This window comes from Collinsella aerofaciens, from assembly GCF_015557435.1.
GTDB classification, from domain to species: Bacteria; Actinomycetota; Coriobacteriia; order Coriobacteriales; family Coriobacteriaceae; genus Collinsella; species Collinsella aerofaciens_Z.
In genome coordinates, this window is sequence record NZ_JADNOH010000102.1 from 43674 (window position 1) to 50844 (window position 7171).

Here is a 7171-nt window from a genome sequence, read left to right on the forward strand (position 1 = left end):
GGGCTACTCCTCCCCTCGGGCGGCGGCCAGCGCCTGGGCCAGCGTAAAGTTGCCCTCGTAGAGCGCGCGACCGGTAATGGCGCCCTCGATGGCGTCCTCGCCCACCGCGGCGAGTGCGCGGATATCGTCGAGCGTCGAGATGCCGCCCGACGCCACGACGGGAAAGCCCGCGACCTGCGCCACGTGGCGATACGCAGCCACGTCGATGCCCGTCTGCATGCCGTCGCGCGCGATGTCGGTGTAGACCAGGTGCTTAAAGCCCAGCTCGCTGAGCTGCGCCACGGCATCGTCGAGCGCCACGCCCGCGCCGTCGCGCCAGCCGTTCACCTTGACCTGGCCATCGCGCGCAGCGATGTCTGCCACCAGCAGCTCGCCAAATCCGCGGGCCGCCACCTCGGCAAAGCCCGGCTCGGTCACGAGCACCGTGCCCAGCGCAATGCGACGCGCGCCGTAGCCGGCAAGCTCGTCGATACGCGCGAGCGAGCGAACGCCGCCGCCCACGTCCACAGACAGACCGTCGACGCCGCAGCTGGCCTTAATCGCCGCCGAATTGGCAGCGCATGCGTCCTCGTCCTCGCCAAAAGCGGCGGACAGGTCGACAACGTGCACCCAGCTCGCGCCCTGCTCGGCAAAGGAGCGGGCGACGGCCACGGGGTCGTCGGAATATACCTTGCAGCGGCTGCGATCGCCGCGCTCCAGGCGCACGACCTTGCCACCGATCAAATCGATTGCGGGAAACAGGATCATCGGCCGGCCTCCTCGACGATGTTGACGAAGTTCTTAAGGATGCGCTGACCCAGCGCGGAGGATTTCTCGGGATGGAATTGGCAACCCCACACGCTGCCGTGGCGCACGATGCACGGGAAGCTCCGCGTGTAGTGCGTGCGTGCCAAGACATCGGCGACATCGGCGTCGTCAGCCACCGCGTAGCTGTGGGTGAAGTACATGTTGGCGCCCTCGGCAAAGCCGGCGAGCAGCGGATCGGCCGTACCGGCGGGCGTCATATGCACTTGGTCCCAGCCCACGTGCGGTACCTTCAGACGGCTCGATTCCAAGCGTGTGCACGAGCCGCGCATGATGCCCAGGCCATCGACCCAAGGACCGCCAGCCCACTCGGAGGCGTTGCCGTCGGCGACCGCGCCCTCGTCCGCAGGCACGCCCTCGTTGCCGCGCTCAAAAAACAGCTGAAGGCCCAGGCAGATGCCGAGCAACGGAGTTCCAGCGGCAACGGCATCGAGCACGGCCGCCTCCTCGCCGCTCTGGCGCATAAAGGCGATCGCGTCATAAAACGCGCCCACGCCCGGGATGACCAGGCCGTCGGCGCGGCGAATCTGCTCCGGATCGTCCGACGTGCAGGCGGCGGCACCGGCGCGCGCAAGCCCGCGCGCAACGCTCGACAAGTTGCCCTTGTGGTAGTCGACCACCACGATTTTCGGTTCGCCCACGCGACCCTCCCTTTTCCTCATCCAAAACCTGCCAAAAAGGGACAGGTTTATTTTGGTCGGTTAAACGTTCACCCACCACATGAGACAGCATTTCCGCAGATAAAACCTGCCAAAATAAACCTGTCCCTTTTTGGTAGGTTACAGCGAGCCCTTGGTGCTGGGGATGCCCTGCACGCGGGGATCGAGCTCGCAGGCGTGGCGCATCGTGCGGCCCACGGCCTTAAAGGCGGCCTCGATAATGTGATGCGAGTTGCCGCCCGCCAGCTCGCGCACATGCAGCGTGAGTTTGGCGTCGCGCGCAAAGGCGTAGAAGAACTCGACCGCCAGCTCGGTATCGAAGCTGCCCACGCGCTCGGTCGGCACGGGCAGCTCGCAGTAGGCCTGCCCGCGGCCCGAAATATCAACAGCAGCCATCACTAGCGTCTCGTCCATGGCGATCGCCGCGTCGGCAAAGCGTGTAATGCCCGCCTTGTCGCCCAGAGCCTGGCAAAACGCCTCGCCCAGCACAATACCCGTGTCCTCGACGGTGTGGTGCGCATCGACCTCCACGTCGCCCACCGCGTGCACCGTCAGATCGAACAGGCCATGGCGGCCAAAGGCGTTGAGCATGTGGTCGAAAAACGGTACGCCGGTCGAGATATCGCACACACCGGATCCATCCAGGTCGAGCTTGACGACAATGTCGGTCTCGCCCGTCTTGCGGGTTACCTCGGCATAGCGGTCCATCTACATCTCCTCCTTCACCAGCGCGGCAAACGCGGCCAGCACCTCGTCGTTTTCCTGCGGGGTGCCCACGGTAATGCGCAGGCAGTCCGCGAGCCCCGGCGCGTAGCTAAAGTCGCGCACCAAAATTGAATACTCGTCGCGCAGACGCTCGCGCACGCGCGTGGCATGCGGCGTGCGCGCGAGCACAAAATTTGCCGCGCTCGGCCATACCTCCACGGGCAGGCCCTCGGCAGCCATTGCGCGTAGGGCGCACAGCTCGCGCTCGCGCTCGGATGCAACCTGCGCCACCACGGGCGCGTATGCATCGCGGGCACGCACGCAGGCAAGCGCTGCGGCCTGGCTCAGCACGTTGACCGAATAGATCTGGCGAATCGCCGCGAACACATCGATGACCTCGGGCGCCGCGATCACATAGCCCAGACGCGTGCCGGCGGCGCCAAACGCCTTGGACAGCGTATGCAAAATCACCAGGTTGGGATGCTCGGCGATAAGGCCTTGCGCCGTGGTTGCCGTGCCAAACGAATCGTCGGCAAACTCAACGTAGGCCTCGTCGACCATCACCATGCCAGGGCAGGCATCGCACAGCGCCGCGACAAAGTCGAGTGGCGCCACATCGCCCGTGGGATTGTTGGGCGAGGTCACGATGGCCAGGTTGCACTCGGGCGCCGCCGCAAGCACGGCAGCCTGATCGAGCTCAAAGGTTGCCGGATCGCGCCACACGTCGCGCACCTCGGTCTGGCACAGCGATGCAAAGAAGGCGTACTCGCTAAAGCACGGCGGGCAGTTGAGCAGGGTCCGCCCCGCGCCGCCAAACGCCAGCAGGTAGTTATAGAGCAGCTCGTCGCCACCGTTGCCCACGCAGATGTTCTCGCGCGTCACGCCATGCCAGACAGCAAGCTCGTCGCGCAGGTCGTTAGACATGGGATCGGGATAGCGGTTGAGCGGCGTGGCGGCAAGGGCCGCATCGACCGCCTCGCGTACACCTGCCGGCACGGGATAGGTGTTCTCGTTGGCCGAAAGGTTGATGCGCGTGGGCGTAAAGTTGGGATCATAGGGCTCAATACCGGCCAGGTAAGGCTGGACGAGCTCCTTCATGCGGGGTGAAAGCTCGGCCATGTTAGGCCTCCTCGCCGGCCGCACCGGCGGCACTGCTCGCAGCCGCCGCCAGGTCCACGCCCTCGGCAACAGTCGCGATCGTATCGCCCGGCCAGGCGACCTTGGTCAGGTCGGCCGCGGCCAGCGACTCGGCACTCACGGAGTCCTCGCCCTGCTCCAGCACGCGACGGCGCAGTGCGGCCGAAAGTGCGTGTGCCCACAGGCCCTCGGCCTCAGCCAGGCGCTGCGTAGCGGGAGCGTCGGAAAGCAGGCCCTCGGGCGTATAGCAGATAACGCTCGAGCGTTTGACGAACTCCTCCACCGAAAGCGGGTTGGAGAACATGGCCGTGCCGCCGGTCGGCAGCGTGTGGTTGGGGCCGGCGACGTAATCGCCGAGCGGCTCGGAGCTCCAGGCGCCCACAAAGATGGCGCCAGCGTTGCGAATGCCTCCGAGCAGGCCCATCGCGTCCTTGCAGTGCAGCTCCAAGTGCTCGGGCGCCACGGTGTTCACGGCCTCGACGGCGGCGGCCATGTCGGCGGCCACCACGATGGTGCCCTCGTTATCGAGCGAGGCACGCGTGATCTCGGCGCGCGGCGACTGCGCCACCAGAATATCGATACCCGCCTCGACCTCGCGCGCAAACTGCTCGTCGCAGGTCACCAGATAGCAGGCGGCCAGCGGATCGTGCTCGGCCTGAGCCATCAGGTCGGCCGCGACCACCATGGGCTTGGCCGTGGCATCGGCCAGCACGCAGACCTCGGACGGGCCGGCGACCATGTCGATGCCCACGTCGCCCGACACGATCTGCTTGGCCGCGGCGACAAAGGCGTTGCCCGGGCCGGTGATCTTATCGACACGCGGAATGCTCTCGGTGCCGTACGCCAGCGCAGCGACAGCCTGGGCGCCACCCACCATATAGATCTCGTCCACGCCGCCGAGCTTGGCAGCCGCGAGCGTATACGGGCTGATCAGGCCATCCTTTTGCGGCGGGGTCACCATGACCACGCGTTTAACGCCGGCCACCTTGGCCGGAATGGCGTTCATGAGCACGGTGGAGGGATACTGCGCACGGCCGCCCGGCACATAGATGCCGGCAGCTGCGAGCGGGGTCACCTTGACGCCGAGCATCGTGCCGTCCGGGCGCGTGGTAAACCAGCTCTGCTCGACCTCGCGCTGGTGGAACTCGCGAATCTGGCGCGCGGCCTTCTCGAGCGCGGCAACAAAGGCCGGGTCGAGGCCTTCGAGCGCGGTGTCAATCTGCTCCTGCGGAAGGCGGAAACTCTGCAGCTCAACGCCGTCAAAACGCTGGCAATAATCGCGCACTGCGACATCGCCGTTGGCGCGCACGTTGGCCACGATATCGCGGGCGGCGTCGACGATGTTTTGCGGCAGCACGCCCTTGCGGTTGAGCTGGTTAGTAACGAGGCGCTCACCGGGAGCAAGTTTGATGGTCTTCATATCGGTATCCCCTATCGGTTAGGTTGCGTTTGAGAAACGAGAAGCCGGGCGGTGGCGACAATCGACCCGCAGCCCGGACGTGGGGGCGCCCGCGCGCGCTCGCGCTATTGTGCCGAGCCCGCGACGGGCTCAAAATGCTTGTCCTTCACGGCAGCCGCCAGGCGGTCGGCCAGGTTACGCACACGCGGATCCAGGCGCGCGGCGCCCGGGTTGACGAAGAAGCGCGCCGTGCAATCCATGATGCGGCCGGTAATGACCAGGTCGTTGTCGCGCAAGGTCGCACCCGTGGCGGTGATGTCCACGATACGGTCGGTCATGCCGACGATGGGGCCCAACTCAATATTGCCGTGCAGGGAGACGATATCGGCATTCACGCCGCGCTCGGCATACCAAGCGCTCGCGATGCGCGGGTACTTGGTGGCTACGCGCAGAGAACCACGACGGGCATAGTTGCGCTCAGCCTGGCCGGCGCGCCATGCGGGCTCCGCCTCAATAAAGGTGCACAGGCCGTAGCCCAGATCGACCAGCTGCAGCAGGTTGAGGTCGGCCTCGATGAGCGAATCCCAACCGCAGATGCCGCAGTCGGCGCCGCCGCAACCCACAAAGGCGGGCGCGTCGCTGGGACGCACGATGACAAACTCAATATCGCCGACCGCGCCCTCGTCGGCACGCGTGTCGCGACCGCGCACGATCAGGTGGCGACCGGGATCGCGCAGCTCAGAGACATCCAAACCCGCGGCCTCGAGCACGTCGAGGGTATCGGCCTTGAGCGAACCCTTGGGCACGGCGATGCGCAGCGGGCCCTCGGCGCCACGTCCCACGGCGTGGTCGCCATCGGAGGCGGCGTCTTCGGCCGAGGTGTGCGCGGCCTCCAGGCGCTCGAGCGAAAAGGCAAAGCCCGCCGCCGGCACCTCGATGCCGTCGCCGAACGCGCCGGTAAAGATGGAGTCGTAGCGACCGCCCGAACCCACCGGATCGGGCAGGCCACCGGCATAGGCCTTAAAGACCAGGCCCGTGTAGTAATCGAAAGAATTCATGATGGAGAAGTCGAAGGACAGCACCTGTGCATCCTCGGGAGCCAGGCCCTCAACCAGGGCACGCAGCTCGCGCGTCAACGGCGCGACGATACCGGCCGCTGCCAGCAGCGCGTCCACGCGGTCGAGCACCTCGGCACCGCCATGCAGGCGCGGCAGCTCGCTAATGGCGGCCTTGACGGCCTCGGGCTCGGCGCTTTCCGCCACGCGGGCATCGAGGCCCACAAAGTCGTTGGCGTGCACGCAGCGCAGCGCCTCGACAGCCAGCTCGCGATCTTCGCATGCCGCGAGCAGCTCCTTAAACGGACGCACGCTGCCTGCGATAATGTGCGCATCGGGCAGCGCGAGTTTGCGCACGGCCTCCGCTACCAGCGAGACAATCTCCACGTCGCCCGCGGTGTCACCCGCGCCAATGAGCTCAAAGCCCAACTGCGTAAACTGACGCGAACCGCCGGCATTGCGTTGGCACTCACGAACCACCGGCGCCTCGTAGCGCAGGCGCAGTGGCAGGTCGGCCGCGCGCATGCGGGTCGAGACCAGGCGCACGATCGGCAGCGTGTTGTCGGGACGAACCACCAGCAGGCGACCATCGTCGTCAAAGAGCTTGAACGGCGTATCCGCGATGCGGCCGCCCTCCTCAAGCGAACCCTTGTCCTCGAGCAGCGGCGTCTCGACCGGAAGGTAATGATGCTCCCTAAAGCAGCCCTTCACCGTCAGCGCAATCTCCTCGCGCGCCTGAGCCTCCTCGGGCAATATGTCCCGGAATCCCCACGGTGTGGCCGTCATCTGGTGAGCCTCCTCATGCTGTGCTTCGTATAGAACAGAAGACCGGCATAGCTCCGCCGGTCTTCTGGGTACTTTAGCATACTAGAGTGCTTGCGGGGAGAATCGTCTCCCACGGCTCACAGCGTATTCATTTGGAAACATTGGGGAAAGCACATCCCATTTCGAGCGGCCATTCCGGGACACGCTTTCCGCTTGAAGCCTCAACGGGAAACCGCATCCCAGAATAGACGCTCAGAACGGGACACACTTTCCGAAACCCACCCCATCGGGAAAATGCATCCCGGAATGAGCCTCCAGAATGGGACACGCTTTCCCAAACCCATCCCAACGGGAAACGGCATCCCATTCCAGGCCCTAATTCCGGAACAAGCTTTCCGCTAAGGCTTCTACCGGAAACCGCATCCCACTCTGGGCGCTAATTCCGGGACACGCTTTCCCGACCAGCCCCGCAGAGCCACTCGCACTAGCGGCCGGCATGCCCCAACGCAAAAAGGGCGCCCGCGCGAACACGGACGCCCTTGTGTAGGGTCGAGATATCAACCAGCCAAGATATCGGACCTACGACCAGCTCTTAGTAGTCGAACTGGTGGTAGTAGCGGCGGTACTTGAGGTTGTGCTTGGTGACC

6 protein-coding genes are annotated in these 7171 nt (G+C 65.5%); all 6 read right to left on the reverse strand.

Going from position 1 to position 7171, the window contains the following annotated elements; all coding sequences use genetic code 11:
- Window positions 1-3 precede the first annotated feature (3 nt).
- The gene (locus I2G43_RS10400; RefSeq protein ID WP_195536092.1) at window positions 4-747 is read right to left on the reverse strand and encodes a HisA/HisF-related TIM barrel protein; all 744 of its coding nucleotides are present in this window, start codon (window positions 745-747) and stop codon (window positions 4-6) included.
- Complete coding sequence (locus tag I2G43_RS10405) at window positions 744-1445, reverse strand: imidazole glycerol phosphate synthase subunit HisH (protein ID WP_324249544.1); 702 nt, start codon at window positions 1443-1445, stop codon at window positions 744-746. Before I2G43_RS10405 ends, I2G43_RS10400 begins: the two co-directional genes overlap by 4 nt.
- A gap of 138 nt (window positions 1446-1583) precedes the next feature.
- Window positions 1584-2171, reverse strand: a complete 588-nt coding sequence (gene hisB / locus I2G43_RS10410; RefSeq protein WP_117779030.1) for an imidazoleglycerol-phosphate dehydratase HisB — start codon at window positions 2169-2171, stop codon at window positions 1584-1586.
- Window positions 2172-3287 (reverse strand): histidinol-phosphate transaminase, encoded by a 1116-nt coding sequence (gene hisC / locus I2G43_RS10415; RefSeq protein WP_195536094.1) that lies wholly within the window; start codon window positions 3285-3287, stop codon window positions 2172-2174.
- A 1-nt stretch (window position 3288) separates the two neighbouring features.
- The gene (gene hisD, locus I2G43_RS10420) at window positions 3289-4725 is read right to left on the reverse strand and encodes a histidinol dehydrogenase (RefSeq protein WP_195536095.1); all 1437 of its coding nucleotides are present in this window, start codon (window positions 4723-4725) and stop codon (window positions 3289-3291) included.
- A 104-nt stretch (window positions 4726-4829) separates the two neighbouring features.
- A complete protein-coding gene (gene hisG, locus I2G43_RS10425) occupies window positions 4830-6545 on the reverse strand; it encodes an ATP phosphoribosyltransferase (RefSeq protein WP_195536096.1) in 1716 nt (571 codons plus the stop codon).
- Window positions 6546-7171: the final 626 nt, after the last annotated feature.

Bases quoted from the DNA above. Each gene is read 5' to 3' on its own strand.
- hisG (WP_195536096.1), bottom strand. From the start codon at position 6,545: ATGACGGCCACACCGTGGGGATTCCGGGACATATTGCCCGAGGAGGCT.
- hisB (WP_117779030.1), bottom strand. From the start codon at position 2,171: ATGGACCGCTATGCCGAGGTAACCCGCAAGACGGGCGAGACCGACATT.
- hisD (WP_195536095.1), bottom strand. From the start codon at position 4,725: ATGAAGACCATCAAACTTGCTCCCGGTGAGCGCCTCGTTACTAACCAG.
- I2G43_RS10400 (WP_195536092.1), bottom strand. From the start codon at position 747: ATGATCCTGTTTCCCGCAATCGATTTGATCGGTGGCAAGGTCGTGCGC.
- hisC (WP_195536094.1), bottom strand. From the start codon at position 3,287: ATGGCCGAGCTTTCACCCCGCATGAAGGAGCTCGTCCAGCCTTACCTG.